This is a genomic window from Microbacterium sp. PI-SA-G, assembly GCF_057215335.1.
Genome location: NZ_CM170103.1, coordinates 2,022,009 through 2,042,692 on the forward strand (window position 1 = coordinate 2,022,009; position 20,684 = coordinate 2,042,692).

At 69.1% G+C, this 20,684-nt stretch carries 20 protein-coding genes; 10 read left to right on the top strand and 10 right to left on the bottom strand.

Features of this window, described 5'->3' with window-relative positions:
* Positions 1-1,278: an NRAMP family divalent metal transporter gene (locus AC2D10_RS09830; protein WP_484707441.1), complete on the bottom strand. Its 1,278-nt coding sequence runs from the start codon at positions 1,276-1,278 to the stop codon at positions 1-3.
* Positions 1,279-1,448: 170 nt separating this feature from the next.
* Here AC2D10_RS09830 and AC2D10_RS09835 point away from each other — a divergent pair, with 170 nt between their 5' ends.
* A complete protein-coding gene (locus AC2D10_RS09835; RefSeq protein WP_484707442.1) occupies positions 1,449-2,087 on the top strand; it encodes a GntR family transcriptional regulator in 639 nt (212 codons plus the stop codon).
* Positions 2,088-2,121: 34 nt separating this feature from the next.
* Here AC2D10_RS09835 and AC2D10_RS09840 read toward each other — a convergent pair whose 3' ends face one another.
* The 6 genes from AC2D10_RS09840 to AC2D10_RS09865 all read right to left on the bottom strand — a co-directional run bounded on the left by AC2D10_RS09840 (position 2,122) and on the right by AC2D10_RS09865 (position 8,797).
* Entirely contained in the window at positions 2,122-2,790 is a 669-nt protein-coding gene (locus tag AC2D10_RS09840) for a TetR/AcrR family transcriptional regulator (protein ID WP_484707443.1), read from the bottom strand.
* Positions 2,791-2,967: 177 nt separating this feature from the next.
* Entirely contained in the window at positions 2,968-3,963 is a 996-nt protein-coding gene (locus tag AC2D10_RS09845) for a LacI family DNA-binding transcriptional regulator (RefSeq protein WP_484707444.1), read from the bottom strand.
* Between the two features lie 56 nt (positions 3,964-4,019).
* Complete coding sequence (locus AC2D10_RS09850) at positions 4,020-5,450, bottom strand: GH1 family beta-glucosidase (protein ID WP_484707446.1); 1,431 nt, start codon at positions 5,448-5,450, stop codon at positions 4,020-4,022.
* 5 nt (positions 5,451-5,455) lie between these two features.
* Complete coding sequence (locus tag AC2D10_RS09855) at positions 5,456-6,346, bottom strand: carbohydrate ABC transporter permease (protein ID WP_484707447.1); 891 nt, start codon at positions 6,344-6,346, stop codon at positions 5,456-5,458.
* The gene (locus AC2D10_RS09860; protein ID WP_484707448.1) at positions 6,343-7,386 is read right to left on the bottom strand and encodes a carbohydrate ABC transporter permease; all 1,044 of its coding nucleotides are present in this window, start codon (positions 7,384-7,386) and stop codon (positions 6,343-6,345) included. Before AC2D10_RS09860 ends, AC2D10_RS09855 begins: the two co-directional genes overlap by 4 nt.
* A 100-nt stretch (positions 7,387-7,486) precedes the next feature.
* Positions 7,487-8,797 (bottom strand): ABC transporter substrate-binding protein, encoded by a 1,311-nt coding sequence (locus AC2D10_RS09865; protein WP_484707449.1) that lies wholly within the window; start codon positions 8,795-8,797, stop codon positions 7,487-7,489.
* 164 nt (positions 8,798-8,961) lie between these two features.
* Between AC2D10_RS09865 and AC2D10_RS09870 the strand changes: the two genes are divergently transcribed.
* From AC2D10_RS09870 to purQ, 3 genes are all read left to right on the top strand, one after another.
* Positions 8,962-9,492: an adenine phosphoribosyltransferase gene (locus AC2D10_RS09870; RefSeq protein WP_484707450.1), complete on the top strand. Its 531-nt coding sequence runs from the start codon at positions 8,962-8,964 to the stop codon at positions 9,490-9,492.
* An 89-nt stretch (positions 9,493-9,581) separates the two neighbouring features.
* Positions 9,582-9,830, top strand: a complete 249-nt coding sequence (gene purS, locus AC2D10_RS09875; protein ID WP_484707451.1) for a phosphoribosylformylglycinamidine synthase subunit PurS — start codon at positions 9,582-9,584, stop codon at positions 9,828-9,830.
* Positions 9,827-10,534, top strand: coding sequence for a phosphoribosylformylglycinamidine synthase subunit PurQ (gene purQ, locus AC2D10_RS09880; RefSeq protein WP_484707452.1), 708 nt, complete (start codon positions 9,827-9,829; stop codon positions 10,532-10,534). Before purS ends, purQ begins: the two co-directional genes overlap by 4 nt.
* 12 nt (positions 10,535-10,546) lie before the next feature.
* Here the strand turns inward: purQ and AC2D10_RS09885 are convergent, their stop codons facing one another.
* Complete coding sequence (locus AC2D10_RS09885) at positions 10,547-11,986, bottom strand: hypothetical protein (protein ID WP_484707454.1); 1,440 nt, start codon at positions 11,984-11,986, stop codon at positions 10,547-10,549.
* A gap of 251 nt (positions 11,987-12,237) precedes the next feature.
* On the opposite strand from AC2D10_RS09885, the gene AC2D10_RS09890 reads away from it, so the two are divergent.
* From AC2D10_RS09890 to AC2D10_RS09910, 5 genes are all read left to right on the top strand, one after another.
* Entirely contained in the window at positions 12,238-13,134 is an 897-nt protein-coding gene (locus tag AC2D10_RS09890) for an SDR family oxidoreductase (RefSeq protein WP_484707455.1), read from the top strand.
* A 51-nt stretch (positions 13,135-13,185) separates the two neighbouring features.
* Entirely contained in the window at positions 13,186-14,847 is a 1,662-nt protein-coding gene (locus AC2D10_RS09895) for a glycoside hydrolase family 13 protein (RefSeq protein WP_484707456.1), read from the top strand.
* A 165-nt stretch (positions 14,848-15,012) separates the two neighbouring features.
* The gene (locus AC2D10_RS09900) at positions 15,013-16,017 is read left to right on the top strand and encodes a LacI family DNA-binding transcriptional regulator (RefSeq protein ID WP_484707457.1); all 1,005 of its coding nucleotides are present in this window, start codon (positions 15,013-15,015) and stop codon (positions 16,015-16,017) included.
* Between the two features lie 53 nt (positions 16,018-16,070).
* Positions 16,071-17,543 carry an alanine/glycine:cation symporter family protein gene (locus AC2D10_RS09905; protein ID WP_484707458.1) on the top strand — a complete coding sequence of 491 codons (1,473 nt, stop codon included), beginning with the start codon at positions 16,071-16,073 and terminating at the stop codon, positions 17,541-17,543.
* 176 nt (positions 17,544-17,719) lie between these two features.
* A complete protein-coding gene (locus AC2D10_RS09910; protein WP_484707460.1) occupies positions 17,720-19,234 on the top strand; it encodes a SulP family inorganic anion transporter in 1,515 nt (504 codons plus the stop codon).
* A 25-nt stretch (positions 19,235-19,259) separates the two neighbouring features.
* On the opposite strand, the gene AC2D10_RS09915 is transcribed toward AC2D10_RS09910, so the two are convergent.
* On the bottom strand, positions 19,260-19,724 hold the full coding sequence (locus AC2D10_RS09915) for a flavin reductase family protein (protein ID WP_484711839.1): 465 nt from the start codon (positions 19,722-19,724) through the stop codon (positions 19,260-19,262).
* A 35-nt stretch (positions 19,725-19,759) separates the two neighbouring features.
* Positions 19,760-20,086 (bottom strand): ferredoxin, encoded by a 327-nt coding sequence (fdxA, locus tag AC2D10_RS09920; RefSeq protein WP_484707462.1) that lies wholly within the window; start codon positions 20,084-20,086, stop codon positions 19,760-19,762.
* Between the two features lie 99 nt (positions 20,087-20,185).
* Between fdxA and soxR the strand changes: the two genes are divergently transcribed.
* Entirely contained in the window at positions 20,186-20,677 is a 492-nt protein-coding gene (gene soxR, locus AC2D10_RS09925; RefSeq protein WP_484707463.1) for a redox-sensitive transcriptional activator SoxR, read from the top strand.
* Positions 20,678-20,684 lie beyond the last annotated feature (7 nt).

Here is a 20,684-nt window from a genome sequence, read left to right on the forward strand (position 1 = left end):
TCACGCTCCGATTCCGAGGAGGGCGAAGATGGGGCCGACCGAGACGGCACCCATGTACCAGGTGAGGGCGGTGACGAGGGTTCCCGCGATGAGCAGCCACAGCGGGTACTTCTTCGTGCCGAGCAGGTCGCGGCGGAACCACCCGATGTACATGAACACGGTGAGTCCGATCGGCAGGATCAGGCCGTTGAAGCCACCCACGAACACGAGGATCGCCGCCGGCGCCGTGCCGATCGACAGGTACACGATCAGCGACACGACGATGAAGGCGACGGTCGCGAGCTGCAGCGGCCAGCCGCCCCGGAGCTTCTTGGTGTACGTGGAGAGGAAGGTCGCCGACGTGTACGCGGCTCCGATGACCGAGCTGATCGCCGCGGCCCAGAAGATCGCGCCGAAGATGCGCAGCCCGGCGTCGCCGAGCACCGCGCCGAACGCCTGCCCGGCCGGGTTCGCACCCTGGCCCGAGAGGTCGAGGGTGACGCCCGAGGCGACCACGCCCAGGATCGCGAGGAAGAGCACGTAGCGCATGATGCCGGTGACGAGGATGCCGTTGGCCGCGGCGCGCATCACGGGACCGGCGTGCTCCGGTCCGGTATGACCCGAGTCGAGGTAGCGGTGCGCGCCGGAGTACGTGATGTATCCGCCGACGGTGCCGCCGACGATCGTGGTGATCGTGGCGAAGTTCAGCTCGTCGGGGACGAACGTCTGGCGCAGGGCCTCACCGATCGGCGGCTGGGCGATGATCGCGACGATCACGGTCATGACGATCATGCCGACGCCGAGCACGACGAGCACGATGTCCATCACGGGACCGGCCTTCTTCACCAGGAAGATGATGATCGCGAGCGCGGCGGTGAGCACGCCGCCGAGCTTGGGGTCGATGCCGAGCAGGGCGTTCAGCCCGAGCCCGCCACCGGCGATGTTGCCGATGTTGAACGCGAGCCCGCCGATCACGACCAGGAGCGCGATGAGGTGCCCGGAGAACGGGATGGCGGCGTTGGCCAGCTCGCCCGCACGCTTTCCGGAGGAGGTGATCATGCGCCACACGTTCAGCTGCACGGCGATGTCGACGATGATCGAGACGAGGATCGCGAAGGCGAACGCCGCGCCCATGGTCGCCGTGAAGGTCGCGGTCTGGGTGATGAAGCCGGGGCCGATGGCGCTGGTGGCCATGAGGAAGATGGCACCGACGACGGCACTGCGCCCCGCACGCTTCTTCGCGGCTGCGAGGCGGGTTTCGTCTTCCGGAGAGAGGGAGGCGGTGGACTGCTCGGACATGTGGGGGTTCCCATCGTCGTTGGTGGGTGTCGATTGCACCCAGTGTAGAGCGGATAGACCTCGATTGTTCAACAAGATTGTTTCGGTTGTGCTACAACAGCATTGCTTTCGTGTGATTGCTCTGCAGGCTCCGACGACGATCCACGGCATCCGGCCCCTACGATGAAGGCATGAATCACCAGGGCATTCTCGCCGACGTGCTGCGTCAGCGCATCATCGACGGCGACTTCGCCCCGGGATCACGCCTGTCGGAATCGGCGCTCGCCGAGCAGTTCGACGTCTCGCGCAACACGCTCCGCGAGGCCTTCCGGGTGCTCGCCGAACAGGGCCTCGTCGAGCACATCCCCCACCGCGGGGTCTCGGTCGCCTCGCCCACCATCGCCGATGTGATCGACATCTACCGGGCGCGGCGGGTGATCGAGTGCGCGGCGCTCCGTCAGTCCGAGCCGCAGCATCCGGCCGTCCAGCTCATGCGCGATGCACTCGCCGAGGCCGAGGAGCAGCTGCCGCACGAGGACTGGCGCCGGATCGGCAGCGCGAACATGGCCTTCCACGATGCGATCGTCGCCCTGGCCGACAGCGCACGCCTCGCCCGCACCTATCGCGACGTCGCCGCCGAACTGCGGCTCGTGTTCCTCGAGATCGATGAGCCCCGGTCACTGCACGAGCCGTTCGTGCGACGGAACAGGGCGGTGCTCACCACACTGCTCGAGCGCGGGCCCGAAGCCGCCGCCGACGAGCTCGAGCGCTACCTCACCGCATCGGAGCGCAGCGTGCTCGGCGCGTTCGCCCGCATGGGCCGCTCCTGATCGCGCACTGACCCTGCGCTGATCCCGCCAGCCCTCAGCCCTGGGGGTCGCGCACCGCGCGCGACGCTCTCAGGCGCAGATCGTCCTCGCGCGGCGGGAGGTGCAGCGGCAGCGGCGCGGCGGGCTCGGGCAGCGCGTAGAGGCGATACATCCAGCGACGGGCGTCTTCAAGCGGAAAGGAGTCGCCGTAGACGGCGTACTTCATGAAGATGCCCTCGAGCGTGCTGCGCAGCATGATCTCCTCGAGCGCCGGGTCGGCGGCGCCGCGCTCGCGGAACATGCCGCGCACGATGTCCTCCGACCCCTCAGCACTCTCGGCGTGCTTGTCCTCCGACTCGGCGTACAGACGCAGCGTCGCCGGCTGCTGCTGCATCGAGAACACCGCACGCTGCACCGGCAGGGCGTAGGCGGTGGCCGAGAGAGCCCCGTCGATGACCCCGGCCAGGCGCTCGTCGGCCGTGCCCGCGACCTGCGGAATGGAGAACAGCGTCTCGAACCACCGGTCGATCACGGCCGAGATCAGTTGGTCCTTGCCGCCGAAGTGGTAGCTGACCAGCCCCTGCGCGACGCCGGCCCGACGGGTGATGTCGGCGATGCTGGCGTCAGACACCCCGCGCTCGCTGAACGCCTCGATCGCGGCCTGCACGATGGCCTCGCGAGCACGCTCGCGCGCCGCTCGATTCTGCTCTTCCGAGCGCGCCACGGGGTACCACCTCCTGCGTCAGCCGATCGACTTCCGGTTTGGTTCCCCCACCGGATAGATTAGTCACTGAACACTCATTCAATCTATGAGCGTTCCGAGACTCACGGGTGCGGGCTTGTCCTGGAGGGGCGTCAAGCCCGCACCCGTGCATCGGGTCCGTCAGCGACCGCGGGCGACTCAGGCCGAGGCGCGCACCACGAGTTCGGTCGGCAGGATCGTCGTGTGCGCGGGCTCGCCGCCGGCCAGACGCGCGAGCAGCACGCTCGCCATCGTCTCGCCCTGCGCGTACATCGGCTGACGCATCGTGGTGAGCTGCGGATCGGTCGACATCGCCACCGCGGAGTCGTCGAAGCCGACCAGCGCGATGTCCTCCGGCACCCGCACGCCCGCGCCCCGCAGCACCATCAGCGCGCCGCGGGCCATCAGGTCGCTCGCCACGAAGATCGCATCCGGCCGCCCCGCCGCGAGGATTCGCCGCGCGGCATCCGCTCCACTGGCCTCGCTGTAGTCGCCCGCCTCTTCGGCGAAAGGGGTCAGCCCGGCATCCGCCAAGGCGCTCCGGAACCCCTGCAGACGGTCGATCGACGACACCATGGTGAGCGTGCCCGCGATCGTCGCGATCCGCGTGCGGCCGATGTCGATCAGGCGACGGGTGGCCGCGCGGGCACCGAGGACATTGTCGACGTCGACCACGTAGTCGCCATCACGCCGCCGCACCGGACGCCCGCCGTAGACCACGGGCACCGCGTCGGCGATCCGCTCGATGAACGCGTCGCTGGTGTGGTGCGACACGATCAGCGCCCCGTCGACACCGCCGTTGCGCACGAAGCTCGACATCTTGTCGCCCGGGTCGTCGCTGGCGATGAGCAGGTTCAGCAGGTAGTCGGAGCTGCGCAGAGCCCCGGTGATGCCGGCGACGATCGCGGCGAAGAACGGGTCGCCGAAGAAGCGCGTGGTGTCCTCGGGCACGATCAGCGCGATCGCCTGCGTCTGATTCGATGCGAGCGTGCGCGCGGCGCGGTTGGGCACGTAGCTGAGCTGCTCGATCGCGGTGCGCACCGCGACCAGCGCCTCGGGGCTCACCGCGGTCGACCCGTTCACGACGCGCGACACGGTCGATCGCGACACCCCGGCGGCCGAAGCCACCTCTTCGATCGTCGCTCGTGACGGCACGGTTCTCCCTCTGTTCCGGCGGCGGATCGGATGCGCCGCCCGACGCGCCGCCGCGCTCAGATGCGGCGTGCGGCGATGATGCGAGCGTACTCCCGCGCCGAGTCCTTCAGACTCCGCTCCTGGGTGTCGTAGTCGACGCGCACGATGCCGAAGCGCTTGTCGTAGCCCCAGGCCCACTCGTAGTTGTCGAACAGCGACCAGTAGAAGTAGCCGCGCACGTCGACCCCCGCCTCGACCGCGTCGAGCACCGCGTCGAGGTGCAGGCGCAGGAACTCGGTGCGATCGGCGTCGTGCACGCGCGTCTCGCCGTCTTCCTGCACGGCGACGTCGTCATACGCCGCGCCGTTCTCGGTCATCGACAGCACCGTGCCCGCAGGCTGGGCGTACTCGGTCCACACGCGCTGCAGCAGGCGGGTCAGTCCCTCGGGCTGCACCTCCCAGTTCTGCGCGGTGCGCGGCAGGCCCCGCTCGACGTTGTGGATGTTCTCGTGCGAGGGGTAGGGACTGCGCACCTTGCGCGCGGTGTCGGGCACACTCGCCGCGGTCGACGTCTCGGGCGCCGTTCCCGACACCAGGTCACCGTGGTAGTAGTTCACGCCCTGCGTGTCGATGTGCTGCGCGATCGTCTCGAGGTCACCCGCGTGGATCGCGGACTCGAACCGCTGCACCGCATCGGCGTCGACCGCGCGGATGTCCTCGACGATGTCGGCCGGGTACTGCCCGCGGTAGATCGGGTCGAGGAACCAGCGGTTGAACTGGCCGTCGATGCGGCGTGCGGCGTCGACGTCTCCGGCGTTCTGCGGGTCGGCTGGATCGGCCACCGTGTGGTTGAGCGTGATGCCGAGATTGAGGCTCGCGTCGCGCGAGCGCAGCTCCTGCACGGTCCGGCCGTGCGCGAGCAGCAGGTGATGCGAGGCGAGCAGCCCCTCGGCGATGCTCGTGTGCCCCGGCGCGTGCTCGCCGCCGGTGTACGAGAGGAACGACGAGCACCACGGCTCGTTCAGCGTCGTCCACACATTCACGCGGTCGCCGAGGGCGTCGTGCATGGTGCCGGCGTACTCGAGGAAGCGGTCGACGGTGTCGCGGTTCGTCCATCCGCCCTGCTCCTGCAGCGCCTGCGGCATGTCCCAGTGGTACAGCGTCAGCCAGGGCAGGATGTCGGCCTGCAGGAGCTCGTCGACCAGTCGCTGGTAGAAGTCGACTCCTGCCGGGTTCACCGCGCCGCCGTCGGGGCGCACCCGCGACCACGAGGTCGAGAACCGGTACGTCTGCAGCCCCAACTCGCCCATCAGCGCGACATCGTCGCGATAGCGGTGGTAGTGATCGCACGCCACGTCGCCGTTGTCGCCGTTGATGACCGCGCCCGGCACGCGCGAGAACGCGTCCCAGATCGATGCGGTGCGCCCGTCCTCGAACGCCGCCCCCTCGATCTGATACGCCGCGGTGGCGGCGCCGAACAGGAAATTCTGGGGGAAAGCACGGGTCATAGGGGTCATCCTTTCACCGCGCCCGCCATGATGCCACTCACGAGCTGCCGCCCCGCGACCACGAAGAGCACGAGGAGCGGAAGGGTCGCGAGCACGGCACCGGCGAGGACGATGGAGTAGTCGATGTAGTAGCCGGACTGCAGCTGGCTGAGTGCCGTCTGCAGGGTGGGGTTGGTGGGTGAGAGCACGATCAGCGGCCACAGGTAGTCGGTCCACGCGGTCATGAACGTGAACAGACCGAGGATCGCCATCGCAGGTCGGGCGGCCGGGATGCCGACGGTCAGGAAGGTGCGGAACTGGTTGGCGCCGTCCATGCGCGCCGCCTCGATCAGCTCGTCGGGGATGACGTCGACCAGATACTGCCGCATGAAGAACACCCCGAATGCGGTGACCAGCGTCGGCACGATGACCGCGCCGATCGTGCCGGTCCAGCCGAGCTCGCGCATCACCATGAACAGCGGGATGATGCCCAGCTGCGTGGGGATCGCCATGGTCGCGATCACGAAGATCATCAGGCCGTCGCGCCCCTTGAACCGGAGTTTGGCGAAGGCGTATCCCGCCAGCGTCGAGAAGGTCACGACCGAGATCGTGATGATGCTCGAGATGAGGAACGAGTTGCCCAGCGCGAGCCAGAACGGGATCGCGTCGAAGACCCGTGCGGCGTTGGCGAGGAAGTTCCCGCCCGGGATGAGCGGCGCGGTCTCACCGCGCGTGGCGTTCGTGCCGCTCGCGACCACGAACGACCACCACAGCGGATACACGCTGCCGATGATGAACGCGGCGAGCAGACCGTAGGTGAGGAATCCGGGGCGGCTGCCGATGCCGGCGGTCCCTCCGGCGAGTGCCCGCTTGCGGCGGATCTTCTCGGGCACGCTCAGTGCCTGGGTGGCGGTCATCGCGTCTCCTCCTGGGTGGTCGAGCGGACGCGGCGGCGCGCAGCCCGGTTCTTGCGGTCGTCTCCGGTGGAGATGCTGCGCGAGATCATGAAGTTGATCAGTCCGATCCCGACGATGAGCAGGAACAGCAGGATGGCGACGGCGGAGGCCTGACCGAGATCACGGCGGAAGAACGCCAGATCCCACAGGAACAGCACGGTCGTCTGGAACTGCCGGTCGCTGCCGCCGATGCCGCCGGCGGACGACACGTCGAACAGGCGGGGCTCGGCGAAGATCTGCAGACCGCCGATCGTCGCCGTGATGATCACGAAGATGAGGGTCGGGCGGATCGTCGGGATCGTGATCGAGAAGAACCGGCGTCCGGCGCCGGCGCCGTCGAGGGCGGCCGACTCGTAGAGATCGCGCGGCACGGCCTGCATGGCGGCGAGCAGGATCAGGGCGTTGTACCCGGTCCAGCGGAAGTTGACCATCACCGCGATCGCGATGTGCGACAGCGCGGTGTCCTCCTTCCACTGCTGATCGGCGATGCCGATGACGTTCAGCAGGTTGTTGGCGAGACCGTCGGCCTCGTTGAAGATGCTCGAGAAGATGATCGCGATCGCGACGGGCGTCACCACGAACGGGATGAGCACGCTCATGCGCCAGAACGTCGGTGCGCGAAGACCCCGGTCGAGGAGGTACGCGATGAACAGGGCGATGGCCAGCTGCGGGATCGCCGACAGCAAGAAGATGCTGAGGGTGTTGAAGATCGAGTTCCAGAACATCGAGTCGGCGAGGATCGCGGAGAAGTTGCCGAAGCCGACGAATTCCCCCTCACCCCGCAGCAGGTCCCATTCATGGACGGCGACCCAGACGGTGTAGATCAGCGGGAAGAGGCCGACCAGCCCGAAGAGCAGGAAGAACGGCGAGATGTAAAGGTACGGGCTGGCGTGCTGGTCGAACCGCGAGACGCGGTGACGCCAGGGCCGCTTCGGCGCGGCCTCCGTCGACGGTCCGGTTGCCGCGGCCTGCTGCGCCGCGGGCGGGGCGGTGAGAGTCATGGGGTTCCTGTCTCAGGAGGACGGATGGATGCTCCGGTCGCAGTTCCTGTCGCCGGCGGGGCGCCGAGCCGGCAGGAACTGCGACCGGAACGAGGGCAGGTCAGTCGACCAGCTTGTCCAGGAGCGCGAGCGCGGCATCCCAGGCGCCCTGGGTGTCGGTCTCGCCGCGGTCGAGCCCGCTGAGGGCGGGGCCGAACACGTTCTCCTGGATGACGGAGTCGTCGGCGCCCTTGAACTGCGCGACGACGCCCTGGGCACGCTCGGCGAGGATGGCGCCGGTGGGAGCGCCGTTGAAGAACTCGTTCGGCGTCGCGTCGGCTGCCAGCGTCTCCTGCGCCTTGACGGTGGAGGGGAAGTTGCCTGCGGCGGCGGACTGCTTCACCTGCTGCTCGGGCTGGGTCAGCCAGTTCGCGAGCTCAGCCGCGGCCTCCTGGTGCTGCGAGGACTCCGAGACGGACAGCCACGCGCCGCCCCAGTTGGCCTGGCCGCCGGGGAACACGTCGGCGAAGTCCCAGCCGGTCGACGCGTCGCCGCCGCCGGCCTCGACCTGACCCTGGACGATGCCGAGCATCCATCCCGGGCAGACGAACGTGGCGAAGGATCCGTCGACGAATGACTTGCCGCCGTTCCAGTCCCACGCCTTCTGCGCGGCGGACTGTCCGCCCTCGGTCGCCGCCCCGAGCATCGCGAAGCGCTCTTCGAGTTCGGCGTTGCCCTCGACGTTCAGCTCGCCGTCGGCGGTGTAGTACCCCTCCTCGAGCTGGTTGACCATCGCGTTCCACACGAACCCGGAGTGGTCGTACCAGGCCTTGCCGGTCTTGGCGGTGTACTCGGCACCGACGGCGAAGTAGTTCTCCCAGTCGCCGTTCAGCAGCTCGGCTACCGACTCGCGGTCGCTCGGAAGTCCGGCAGCCTCGAGTGCGGGTCCGTTGTAGCAGATGCCGCTCGGACCGATGTCGGTGCCGTAGCCGATGACCCGACCGTCGGGGTCCGTCACCTGGTCGTACTTCCACTCGACCCAGTCGTCCTTGCGGTCCTCGATGCCGTGCTCGCGCAGGTCGATGAAGGTGTCGGGAGCGTCGGCCATGATCGCGCCCAGCCAGCCCTCCTCGATCGCGACGATGTCGCTGAGGCCCGATCCGGCGCCGATCTTGGTGAAGGCGTCGGTGCGGGCGTTGCCGCCGGTGTCGATGTTGTTGGCCTCGATGGTCACTCCGGGGTTGAGTTCCTCGTACTCCTTGTAGAGGTCGTCGTAGCCGAAGGTGCCGAACGTGGTGATCGTCAGTGTGACGTCGCCGTCGGCGTCTCCTCCGCCACCGTCGCCGGATGCGGCGCAGCCGGCGAGGGCGAGAGAGGCGACGGATGCCACCGCGGCGGCGGTGAGCATGCGATTGCGGGCACGGGTGTTCACGGTTCACTCCTTTGTGGGGTCGTGCTGGTGTGGTGCGTCAGGACTCGTGGGACGAGCTATGGGAGCGCTCCCACGGGTTGGTGAGTCACTCTATGAGAGCGCTCCCACGGATGTCAAGGATCCATTCACGCATTCGCCGACGAGAACGCGGGTAGCCTTGCTCGGTGCCCTCCGCCGAGCTTTCCCCCGCCCTCGTCCGCGCCGCCTCGCTGATCCGCAGCATCCCGGATTACCCCGAACCCGGCATCGTCTTCCGCGACATCACGCCCCTGCTGGCCGACGCCGAGGCGCTGCAGGCGACGACCGCCGCGATCCTCGAACCCTTCGCCGGGCAGTTCGACGTGGTGGCCGGCATCGAGGCGCGCGGGTTCATCCTCGCGGGAGCCGCGGCGATCGCCGCCGGCACCGGGCTCATCCCGATCCGCAAGGCGGGCAAGCTGCCCCGGCCCGCGGCATCCGTCGACTACGCCCTGGAGTACGGCACGGCGACGATCGAGATGCACGACGACCTGCCCGCCGGATCCCGCGTGCTGCTGATCGACGACGTCCTCGCGACCGGAGGCACCCTCGCCGCCGGACGCCAGCTCGTCGAGCGCCTCGGCAGCCACGTTGTGGGCATCTCGGTGCTGTTCGAGATCGACGGCCTCGGCGGCCGCGACCTGATCGGCGACCTGCACACCGTCTTCCACGCCTGACCCGTCCCCGCCCGCACCTGCGCGACGCGGGCACAACGCGGGCCGGTAGACTGGGGCCGCCAGCCTTCCCGCGACTTCCGGAGCCTTTCATGCCCACCATCGTCGTCGACGTCATGCCCAAGTCCGAGTTGCTCGACCCCCAGGGGAAGGCCGTCTCCGGCGCATTCACCCGCCTGGGCGTCGAAGGATTCACCGATGTGCGCATCGGCAAGCGCTTCGAGCTCACCGTCGAGGGCGAGGTCACCGACGAGCTGCTCGCCGAGGCCAAGCGCGTCGCCGACGAGGTGCTCTCGAACTCCGTCATCGAGGACGTCGTCGGGGTCGAGGTCGTCGAGTGACCGCGCGCATCGGCGTCGTCACCTTTCCCGGCTCTCTCGACGACCGCGACGCGCAGCGCGCCGTGCGGCTCGCCGGCGCCGAGCCGGTCGCACTCTGGCACGGTTCGCACGACCTCGAGGGCGTCGACGCCCTCGTCCTCCCGGGCGGATTCAGCTACGGCGACTACCTGCGCGCGGGTGCCATCGCGTCGCTCTCTCCCATCATGTCGGAGGTGAAGGATGCCGCGGCCAAAGGTCTTCCGATCCTCGGGATCTGCAACGGATTCCAGATGCTCGTCGAAGCGCACCTGCTGCCGGGTGGCCTGATCCGCAACGACCACCAGCACTTCGTGCGTCGCGACCAGAAGCTCGTCGTCGAGAACGCCGACACCGCCTGGACCAACGCGTTCCGCCGCAACCAGGAGATCGTCATCCCGCTGAAGAACGGCGACGGCGGATACATCGCCGACGAGGAGACGCTCGACCGCCTGGAGGGCGAGGGCCTCGTGGCCTTCCGCTACGCCGGCGTCAACCCGAACGGCTCGCTGCGCGACATCGCCGGGCTCACGAACGAGGCGGGCAACGTGGTCGGTCTGATGCCGCACCCCGAGCACGCCACCGAGGCAGGGTTCGGCCCCAACACGGCGGTCGCCATGCGCAGCGGCATCGACGGCATCGGGTTCTTCGCGAGCGCGATCGCCGCGGTCGCCCGCGTCGCCGCGTAACGACCCGCACTCTCAGCGGCGTCGTCGCCGACGCAGGAGTGCTGCGCCGATGAGCGAGGCGCCCAGCGCCACGCCCCCGACGATGCGCGGCGTCACCGTACCGGCCGCGTCGCCCTCGGCATCCGGACCAGCATCCGGACCGGCATCCGAATCTCCCTCGGCACCGAGCGCGAGCGTCGGCCCGCCATCGTCGGCCGCGAGTCGGAACGGGTTGTATCCGGTAATCGCGAGCAGGTACCAGGCGGTCGCTCCGGTGTGCAGACTCGCGTAGTACTTGTCGCCGAAGCCCGAGTCGAGTCCGTCGGTCGAGGTCGCCACGATCCCCTTGCCGTCGCCGTTCGCAGACTCGCGCTGCGCGAGCTCGGCGCTCGAGAGCAGGGAATCGACCTCCGCGGCATCCCCGGGCTCTCCGCGCAGCCGCAGCGCGAGCGCGAGATGCCCGCTGCCCTCGAACCAGACCTTCGAGACGTCGGCGTCGCTGAACGACGGGCCGCGGTACGGGCCGTCGGCGGCCTGCAGGTTGTCGAGGGTCCAGGTGAGCGCGTCGTCGTATCGCCCGTCGCGCGTGGCGAGAAGACTCCACGTCTGCGGGTCCTCGGGGATCGGCTGCGGGTTGATCGTGGAGCCGTCGAGGTGCGTCCCGGTCGACAGGTGCCCGTCGGGATGCTGCATGGCGGCGACGAAGTCGGAGGCGATCGCCGCGCGATCCGCCCACACACCGTCGCCGGTGAGCTGGGCTAGCTGCGTGAAAAACCCGGTCACGTCGATGTTGTGCTCGGTGGACTTGAACGTGAAGGGTCGGCCCCCGGCATCCTGTCCCCCGGTGTACCCGAAGGGCGCACGATCGGTGTCGGCCGTGTTGTTCTCGATCCATTCGCCGAGTCGCAGAGCGCCGTCGAGGTACTCCTGCTCGCCGGTGAGGTCGTACAACCGGGCCAGCGCCATGCCGACCCAGGCCTGGTTGCCGGTGAACGAGCCGGACCCGGCGACTTCGACACGACCGTCGCGCAGGCTCGCGGGTTCGTACGACGCCCGCGTGCGGCCGTCGTCGTACACGGGATCGTTCGCCTGCAGGAAGAGCAGTGCGTCGCCGATCGCCCGTGCGCGGCGGACGTCGTCGGGCAGCCCTCGCGCGGCATACGCCATGATGATCAGCGCGTCGTCGTACACGAACGATGAGGTGAAGTCCGACGTGGGGGTGGTGAAGTATCCGCCCTGGTAGCTGCGGGGCAGGCACATGCCGTCATCGCTGCAGTACTCGTCGACCCGCGCGTCGAGGAACTCGTACGCCAGTGCGGCGGAGCGCGCGTAGTCGACCGAGTCGTCCGGACTCGTGAACCAGCCGTCGTCGGCGACCGCGGCCACCGGTGCGCCGGCCATGGCGACCACGGCGGCGACGAGGGCAGACGCGAGGATGCCGCGTGACACCGAGCGTCCCGAGGACTGCCTCATGCGAATCCCCCCTGGCCGTGCGACAGCGCCGCGATCGTCCATGGCCCACGGTACTCCTGTCGAGGGCGGTCGGCGGCCCCGCGCCCGCGTATAGCAAGGCCAGCAGAGCGGTGCAAGGCTTTTGCCGCGACCCGACCGCGAGCGCACGATGGGGACATGCCCTCCCCCACCTCGCCGGCGATCGCGTCGTACGCGCCGATCGGCGACGGGCGGACGCTCAGACCGACCGGAAAACAACGAAAGGACGCACCATGACCCGCGACCAGTACACGTTCGTCAACCCCGCCGAGCTCTACGCCGACATCACGCCCGAGAAGCAGCACATGCCCGAGCCCGGTCTCGACGCCGACCTCGCCCCGAAGGCCGACCTCGGCGAGGAGAGCTACCGCGGCAGCGGACGCCTGCAGGGGCGCAAGGCGCTCATCACCGGAGGCGACTCCGGCATCGGCGCCGCGACCGCGATCGCCTTCGCCCGCGAGGGTGCCGATGTCGCGATCTCGTACCTGCCCGAGGAGGAGGAGGACGCCAGCCGCATCGCCGGCATCCTGCGCGAGGCCGGAGCCACGGTCGCGCAGCTGCCCGGTGACCTGCGCGATCCCGAGTACTGCCGCTCGCTGGTGGCAGATGCCGCATCCGCCCTGGGCGGACTCGACATCCTCGTCAACAACGGCGGCAAGCAGATCTACCAGGAGTCGCTGACCGACATCACCGACGAGCAGTTCGACGACACGTTCAAGACCAACGTCTACGCGATGTTCTGGATCACGAAGGCGGCGCTCGCGCACCTCACTCCGGGGTCGACGATCATCAACACCACGTCGATCCAGGCGTACTCGCCGTCGGGCATCCTGGTCGACTACGCCTCGACGAAGGCCACGATCAATGCCTTCACGAAGGGCCTGGCCGAGCAGCTCGCGCCGAAGGGCATCCGCGTGAACGCCGTGGCGCCGGGACCGATCTGGACGCCGCTGCAGCCCAGCGACGGACAGCCGCAGGAGAAGATCTCGAGCTTCGGTGAGGACACTCCGCTCGGCCGGATGGGCCAGCCCGCAGAGCTCGCTCCCGCGTACGTCTTCCTGGCGTCGGCGGAGTCGAGCTACGTCGCAGGCGAGACGCTGAACGTCAACGGCGGCATGCCCACCCCGTAATTCCTGATCGTGGGAGGAGGCTACTGCAAGCGCTTGCAGTAGCCTTCTCTCATGACCCAGCTTGAGCAGATCGCAGCCCCCGGTTCCGAGTGGTGGCGCAGCGCCGTCATCTACCAGATCTACCCGCGCTCGTTCGCGGATGCATCGGGCGACGGCATCGGCGACCTGCCCGGCGTCACCGCACGGCTCGACGCGCTGCAGGACCTCGGCGTCGACGCGATCTGGCTGAGCCCGTTCATGACCAGCCCGCAGCGCGACGCCGGCTACGACGTGGCCGACTACCGCGACGTCGACCCGCTCTTCGGCACGCTGGCCGACTTCGACGAGATGCTCGCCGAAGCGCATGCGCGCGACATCCGCGTGGTCGTCGACCTCGTCCCCAACCACTCGTCGGCGCAGCACGCCTGGTTCCAGGAGGCCCTGAAGGCCGCACCCGGCAGCCCCGAGCGCGCGCGCTACATCTTCCGCGACGGCCAGGGTGAGAACGGCGAGCTCCCGCCGAACAACTGGGAGTCGGTGTTCGGCGGCGGCATGTGGGAGCGCATCACCGAGCCCGACGGCACGCCGGGGCAGTGGTACCTGCACATCTTCGACCCCACGCAGCCCGACTTCGACTGGAACAACGACGAGGTGCGCGAGGAGTTCCGCTCGATCCTGCGCTTCTGGCTCGACCGCGGCGTCGACGGCTTCCGCGTCGATGTGGCGCACGGCATGATTAAGGCCGACGGACTGCCCGACTACACGCCCCCGGCCGACGCCGACTCGATGGGCGGCGGCGAGGCGCACGTGCCCTACTGGGGCCAGGAGGGCGTGCACGACATCTACCGCGACTGGCACGAACTGCTCGCGGAGTACGACGGCGACCGCGCGCTCTGCGGCGAGGCCTGGCTGCCGACGCTGAAGAAGACCGCGCTGTGGGTGCGCCCCGACGAGATGCATCAGACCTTCAACTTCCCCTACCTGCAGACCTCCTGGGATGCGACGGAGCTCAGCGACGTCATCCGCGAATCACTCGAGGAGTTCGGAGCCGTCGGCGCTCCCAGCACCTGGGTGCTGTCGAACCACGACGTCGTGCGTCACGCCACCCGCCTGGCGCTGACCGCCGACAACCCCCAGGGTGAGGGCATCGGCCCGAACACCCCCGACAAGCCCGACACGGCGGTCGGCCTGGCCCGCGCTCGCGCGGCGACGACGCTGATGCTCGCGCTGCCCGGTTCGGCCTACCTGTACCAGGGCGAGGAGCTGGGGCTTCCGGAGGCGATGGAGATCCCCGACGGCTTCCGTCAGGACCCCACCTGGTTCCGCACCAACGGCGAGCGCTACGGTCGGGACGGATGCCGCGTGCCGCTGCCCTGGACGGCCGACGGCGAGGCCTACGGCTTCAACGACACCGGCCGCTCGTGGCTGCCGCAGCCCGCGGAGTGGGCAGCCTACGCGCGCGACGTCGAAGCGGCCGACCCCACCTCGACGCTCTCGCTGTACAAGGAGCTACTCGCCGCACGCCGCTCGTACGGCTTCGGCGGCGGCTCGCTGATCTGGGAAGACGCGGGAGCGGATGCCGTGGCGTTCCGTCGCGCCGACGTTCACGTGATCGCGAACCTCGGTACCGCGCCTCTGGAGCTGCCGAGCGACGCCCAGATCGTGCTGCGCAGCCAGCCGTTCGACGGCACGACGCTGCCCGTCGACACGGCGGTCTGGTTCACGCGCGGCTGACGCCGGGGTCGCCGGCTGGGTCCGGCTCCGTTCCGGTCGCAGTTGCCGCCGCCCGGCTCCCGGATCGGCGGCGGGAACTGCGACCGGAACGGGCGGGACGGGCGGGCGAGCGGCGCGAACTGCGACCGGAACGGACGGGCGCCCGGAGGGGATACGGAGACGCGGATGACGAGCATCGATGAGGTCGCACGCCTCGCCGGGGTGTCGACGGCCACCGTGTCACGCGCGCTGAGCGGACGCGGGCAGGTGTCGGCATCCACACGGGATCGCGTGCAGGCGGCGGCGCAGTCGCTCGGCTACGTCGTGTCGTCGCGCGCCTCGAGCCTGGCATCCGGGCGCACCCGCAACATCGGCGTGATCGTGCCCTTCCTCGACCGCTGGTTCTTCAGCACCGTGCTCTCGGGCGTCTCGGCCGAGGCGATGCGGCAGGGCTACGACATCACGCTGTACAACATCACCACCGACCGAGCCGTCCGTCGTGACGTGTTCGCCACGTTCCTGCGCCGTCAACGCGTGGATGCGGTGATCGCGGTGTCGATCAAGCTCGACGAGGACGAGACCCAGCGACTGCTCGACCTCGGTCTGCCGGTCGTCGCGATCGGCGGCCCGCACCCGCGGCTGCGCACACTGATGGTCGACGAGGCCGCGGTCGGCGAGCTCGCCACGCGGCATCTGCTCGAGCTCGGGCACCGGATCATCGGGCACATCGGCGCGGGCCCGGCGTTCGACACCGACTTCCGCGGGCCGACGCGGCGACGCGTGGGATTCGACCGCGCGCTGACGGCGGCCGGCATCCCCCACGACCCGACGCTGGTGGAGCTCGCGGACTTCACGATAGAGGGCGGATACCGCGCCGCGGCCCGCCTGATCGAGCGCGCGGGGCCGCGTCCGACCGCCGTGTTCGCGGCATCCGATGAGATGGCGATCGGCGCGATCCTCGCCGCGCGCGATCACGGACTGCGCGTCCCGGAGGACCTGTCGATCATCGGCATCGACGGGCACGAGCTGGGCGCGTTCTTCCGTCTGACCACCGTCGACCAGTTCCCGCTCCGGCAGGGCGAGCGCGCGGCGGCGGCGGTGCTCGCGCAGCTCGACGGCACGGATGCCACGGCGGGCACTGCCGATCTGCCGCACGACCTGCTGATCCGCGGCTCGACAACGCACCTCTGACGAGACCGACGCGATGCCTCGCATCGCGAGCGGCCGACCCCCATACTGGGGCGATGGACGCGCTCAATGACTTCGTGGTGTTCGCCGGCGACAAGCTGTGGACGTGGGCGGTGCTGCCCCTGCTCCTGGTGCTGGGCCTGTACTTCACCTTCCGCTCGGGGGTCGTGCAGTTCCGGATGATCCCCGAGATGTTCCGGACTCTGACCGACCGCACCCCGCGCAACGAGAACGGCGAGCCGCAGTCGGTATCGGCCTTCCAGGCGTTCACCATCTCGGCCGCATCGCGCGTGGGGGTCGGCAACATCGCCGGCGTCGGCACCGCGATCGCGATCGGCGGGCCCGGCGCGGTCTTCTGGATGTGGACGATGGCGTTCATCGGCGGCGCCTCGAGCTTCATCGAGTCGACCCTGGGCCAGGCGTTCAAGGTCCGCGACAAGGACGGCTTCCGCGGCGGGCCCGCCTACTACATGCAGCACGGCCTCAAGGCGCGCTGGATGGGCATCGTGTTCGCGGTCGTGCTCATCCTGTGCTTCCCGCTGTCGTTCAACTCCCTGCAGGCCAACACGATCAGCGCGACGATCTCCGGCAGCTTCGGCGGCGAGGTGACCTGGATCCCCTGGGTGGTCGGCGGCGTGCTCGCCATCCTCACGGCGCTGGTGATCTTCGGTGGCCTGCGGCGCATCGCGTCGGTCAGCCAGACCCTCGTTCCGGCGATGGCCCTGCTCTACCTCATCCTCGGTCTCGTCGTCGTCGGCATGAACATCGAGCGCCTCCCCGAGGTGTTCGCCTCGATCTACACGCAGGCGTGGGGCACGCAGGAGGTCGTCGGCGGCACCATCGGCGCGATCATCATGGTCGGCGCACAGCGCGGCATGTTCTCGAACGAGGCAGGTCTCGGGTCCGCTCCGAACGCGGGCGCGAGCGCGGCCGTCACCCACCCGGTCAAGCAGGGCCTCGTGCAGACGCTCGGCGTGTACTTCGACACGTTCCTCATCTGCTCGATCACGGCGTTCATCGTGCTCGTCGCCACCCCAGACCTCGCCGATGCCGAGCGCGGGATCGTCCTGACGCAGAACGCGCTGGTGAGCTCGCTCGGGTCGTGGTCGAACATCCTGCTGAGCGTCATCATCTTCCTGCTCGCCTTCAGCTCGATCATCGGCAACTACTACTACGGGCAGTCGAACATCGAGTTCATCAACGCCAAGCCGATCGTGCTCACGGTGTTCCGCACGGTCGTCGTGGCCGTCGTGTTCCTCGGCTCCATCGCCTCGGCTGACCTGATCTGGAGCACGGCAGACGGCATCATGGGCGTGATGGCGATCGTGAACCTCATCGCGATCGGACTGCTCTCCGGGATCGCCTTCAAGCTGCTGCGCGACTACTCCGAACAGCGACGGGCGGGCCTGGACCCCGTGTTCACGCGCGCACGGCTGCCCGAGGTCACCGGCATCCAGTGCTGGGAGGACGAGCTCAGCGTGACCGGGCCGATCCCGGTCGTCGAGAGTCGGCGTACGCCCCGCGGCTGAGCATGTAGTCGCGCGTGCCGAGGGGGGCGTGAGCCGCCCCCTCGGTGCAGCCGCATTGCAGGACCAGGGTTAGAGTCGGTTCGAGCGCGATTCGTCGTGCTCCCACTTCTTCCGTGTCGGCGTGGCCGGCACCTGCACGCTCGTGCGTCCTCGCGAATCGTCCCCCCGGAGCATCCATGACCGCCATCACCCCTGCGCGCGACGACGCCGCGCGCTACCGCATCGAGCCGACGGTCCTGCAGGCACTGCGGAGTCCGCGGCTGCTGACGCGCGAGGTGCTCGCCGGACTCGTCGTCGCACTCGCGCTGATCCCCGAGGCCATCGCGTTCTCGCTGATCGCCGGCGTCGACCCGCGCGTCGGCCTGTTCTCGTCGTTCATCATGGCCGTGGCGATCGCGTTCGTCGGCGGCCGCCCGGCGATGATCACGGCCGCGACCGGGGCGGTGGCCCTCGTGATCGCGCCGGTCGTGCGCGAGTACGGCGTGGACTATCTGATCGCGACCGTGCTGCTGGGCGGCGTGATCCAGATCGTGCTGGCACTGCTCGGCATCGCCAAGCTCATGCGCTTCATCCCGCGGTCGGTCATGGTCGGATTCGTGAACGCGCTGGCGATCCTGATCTTCATCGCGCAGCTGCCGCAGCTGTACGACGTGCCGTGGCTGGTGTACCCGCTGGTGGCGGTCGGCCTCGTGATCCTGGTCCTGATGCCGCGGATCACGAAGGTCGTCCCGGCGCCGCTCGTGGCGATCGTGCTGCTCACGGCCGCCGTCGCCGTGTTCGGCTGGAACGTGCCGACCGTCGGCGACCAGGGCGAGCTGCCCGAGAGCCTGCCCGCGCTGTTCTTCCCCGATGTGCCGCTGACGTTCGAGACGCTCGGGATCATCGCGCCGTTCGCGCTGGCGATGGCCGTGGTCGGTCTGCTCGAGTCGCTGATGACCGCGAAACTCGTCGACGAGATCACCGACACGCACTCCCCCAAGACCCGCGAGGCCTGGGGGCAGGGCGTCGCGAACATCCTCTCCGGCGCATTCGGCGGCATGGGCGGCTGCGCCATGATCGGCCAGACGATGATCAACGTGAAGGCCTCGGGCGCGCGCACGCGCATCTCGACGTTCCTCGCGGGCGTGTTCCTGCTGATCCTCGTGCTGGCGCTCGGCGACGTGGTCGCGGTCATCCCGATGGCGGCGCTCGTGGCCGTGATGTTCCTGGTCTGCTTCGCCACGTTCGACTGGCACAGCATCCACCCCGCGACGCTGAAGCGCATGCCGAAGAGCGAGACCGCCGTGATGCTCATCACCGTGATCGCGACGGTGTGGACGCACAACCTCGCGATCGGCGTGGTGCTGGGAGTGATCGCCGCGATGGTGATGTTCGCGCGGCGGGTGGCGCACTTCGCGACCGTGACGCGCGAGCTCGTCGACGAGCAGACCGTGCGCTACACCGTCGACGGCGAGCTGTTCTTCGCGTCGAGCAACGACCTGACCACGCAGTTCTCGTACGCCGACGACCCGGCCCACGTGGTGATCGACATGAGCGGATCGCACATCTGGGACGCCTCGACGGTCGCGGCGCTCGATGCGGTGGTCACCAAGTACGACCAGCGCGGCAAGACGGTCGAGATCGGCGGGCTCAACGACACCGCCGCCGAACTGCACCGGCGCCTGACGGGGCGGCTCGACGGCGGGAGCTGAACCGGGTCAACGCCGGCTCAGCGCGTCACTCCCCGTGCGGGAGCGCGTGGAAGCGACGGTCGAGGTAGACCAGCGGACGCCCCTGCGGGCCCGACAGTACCTCGAGCACTTCGGCGATCACGACGCTCGACGAGCCGACCGGCACGGTCTGCAGCGTGCGGCACCGCAGCGCGGCGCGGGCGGTCGGCAAGTACGGCTCGCCGGTCGGCAGCGACTGCCAGCCCTGCTCGGGGGTGAAGCGCTCCGACCCGCTCACCGCGAACAGCTGCGCGAGGGCGGAGTGCTCGTCGTCGATCAGGTGCACGACGAAGGTGTCTGCTCCGAGGATCGCGCCCGCCGAGCCGGTGGCCCGGGTCACCGAGAACACGATCGCGGCGGGATCGACGGCGACCGAGGCGACGCTCGACGCCGTGAGGCCGACGGGCCCGTCGGAGGTGGATGCGGTGATGATGGCGACGCCCGCGGGGTGGGTGCGGAACGCGGACTTCATGCCCTCGCCGACCGGGCTGGGCGTCGGGAACTCGGTCACTCGGCGCCCTCCTGGGGCGGGAGCACAGAGATCACCGGGTGGTCGAACGCGTACGCGCCGACCTTGGCCGCCCCGCCGGGCGAGCCGATCTCGGAGAAGAATTCCACGTTCGCCTTGTAGTAGTCCTGCCACTCGTCGGGCAGGTCGTCCTCGTAGTAGATGGCCTCGACGGGACACACCGGCTCGCACGCGCCGCAGTCGACGCATTCGTCCGGGTGGATGTACAGCGAGCGTTCGCCCTCGTAGATGCAGTCCACAGGGCATTCGTCGATGCACGCGCGATCCTTCACATCCACGCAGGGCAGGGCGATCACATACGTCATCAGGCAACTTCCTTCGGGTCAGTCAACGATAAAACCTCAAGTACCCTTGAGGTCAAATCGACGCCAGGGAATCCGCCGGGAGTTCCCGCGCGAGAAGGGATGCGCATGACGACCCACACCCCCGACGACGCCCCCGCGCACACCGCCGAGGAGCCGCTCACGATCGGCGAGATGACGCGGCGCACCGGCGTCGCGGCATCCGCCCTGCACTTCTACGAGAGCCTCGGCCTGATCGCCTCGACCCGCACCGCGGGCAACCAGCGTCGTTACCCGCGGCACATGCTGCGCCGGGTGTCGCTCATCTCGGTGGCCAAGCGCCTGGGCATTCCGCTGGCCGACGTGCAGACGGCGTTCGCCGACGTGCCGCTCACCGAGACGCCTACACACGACGACTGGCAGCGCGCCTCACGCCGGTGGAAGCGCGAGCTCGAGAAGCGGCGAGAGGGAATCGAACGGCTCGAGCGCGAGCTGACCGGATGCATCGGCTGCGGCTGCCTCGCCATGAAGGCGTGCGGTCTGCTCAACCCTGACGACGAGTTGGGCAGCCAGGGCGCAGGCCCGCAACGCCTCCGCGAGGAGATCGAGGACTGACCCTCCG

Bases quoted from the DNA above. Each gene is read 5' to 3' on its own strand.
- soxR (WP_484707463.1), top strand. From the start codon at position 20,186: ATGCGCATGACGACCCACACCCCCGACGACGCCCCCGCGCACACCGCC.
- AC2D10_RS09895 (WP_484707456.1), top strand. From the start codon at position 13,186: ATGACCCAGCTTGAGCAGATCGCAGCCCCCGGTTCCGAGTGGTGGCGC.
- AC2D10_RS09835 (WP_484707442.1), top strand. From the start codon at position 1,449: ATGAATCACCAGGGCATTCTCGCCGACGTGCTGCGTCAGCGCATCATC.
- AC2D10_RS09830 (WP_484707441.1), bottom strand. From the start codon at position 1,278: ATGTCCGAGCAGTCCACCGCCTCCCTCTCTCCGGAAGACGAAACCCGC.
- fdxA (WP_484707462.1), bottom strand. From the start codon at position 20,086: ATGACGTATGTGATCGCCCTGCCCTGCGTGGATGTGAAGGATCGCGCG.
- AC2D10_RS09850 (WP_484707446.1), bottom strand. From the start codon at position 5,450: ATGACCCGTGCTTTCCCCCAGAATTTCCTGTTCGGCGCCGCCACCGCG.
- AC2D10_RS09905 (WP_484707458.1), top strand. From the start codon at position 16,071: ATGGACGCGCTCAATGACTTCGTGGTGTTCGCCGGCGACAAGCTGTGG.
- AC2D10_RS09885 (WP_484707454.1), bottom strand. From the start codon at position 11,986: ATGAGGCAGTCCTCGGGACGCTCGGTGTCACGCGGCATCCTCGCGTCT.
- AC2D10_RS09890 (WP_484707455.1), top strand. From the start codon at position 12,238: ATGACCCGCGACCAGTACACGTTCGTCAACCCCGCCGAGCTCTACGCC.
- AC2D10_RS09860 (WP_484707448.1), bottom strand. From the start codon at position 7,386: ATGACTCTCACCGCCCCGCCCGCGGCGCAGCAGGCCGCGGCAACCGGA.
- purS (WP_484707451.1), top strand. From the start codon at position 9,582: ATGCCCACCATCGTCGTCGACGTCATGCCCAAGTCCGAGTTGCTCGAC.
- AC2D10_RS09915 (WP_484711839.1), bottom strand. From the start codon at position 19,724: ATGAAGTCCGCGTTCCGCACCCACCCCGCGGGCGTCGCCATCATCACC.
- AC2D10_RS09855 (WP_484707447.1), bottom strand. From the start codon at position 6,346: ATGACCGCCACCCAGGCACTGAGCGTGCCCGAGAAGATCCGCCGCAAG.
- AC2D10_RS09900 (WP_484707457.1), top strand. From the start codon at position 15,013: ATGACGAGCATCGATGAGGTCGCACGCCTCGCCGGGGTGTCGACGGCC.
- AC2D10_RS09910 (WP_484707460.1), top strand. From the start codon at position 17,720: ATGACCGCCATCACCCCTGCGCGCGACGACGCCGCGCGCTACCGCATC.